Annotated in this window: 1 pseudogene; it reads left to right on the top strand. The window is 60.1% G+C overall.

Features of this window, described 5'->3' with window-relative positions:
* Positions 1 to 363 (top strand): annotated as a pseudogene (locus AB8E48_RS09015) (PAC2 family protein); the annotation flags it as partial.

The raw sequence follows: 363 nt of genomic DNA on the forward strand, positions 1-363 counted from the left end.
GCTCTTCGGTCATGCTGCGTATGAGCATCCCGGGGTATCTGAGCTTTGACCAGCAGAATCCGCGCGCGGTCGTGAGCCTGATTGAGGCGCTGGAGGTTATTCTCGGTATCGAGGTCGAGTCGGAGGAGTACGACCGCCTGCGCGCCCACGCCGATGAGTGGGAGGCGGAGCTCGCCGAAGAAATGGCGAAGGACTACGAGAAGGTCGAGCTGGTGCGTGAGATTGAGCAGAAGATGGACTCGACTCTGCGCACTGTCTCCGGCGAGGTGATTGCTGAGGATATTGAGGGCTACCTGGATTCCCTCAGCGGCGCATCCGAGGGTGAAAACCCTGCAGATGATGGTGCGGATTCCGCGGAGGATT

Source organism: Rothia mucilaginosa (assembly GCF_964211445.1).
GTDB classification, from domain to species: domain Bacteria; phylum Actinomycetota; class Actinomycetes; order Actinomycetales; family Micrococcaceae; genus Rothia; species Rothia mucilaginosa_E.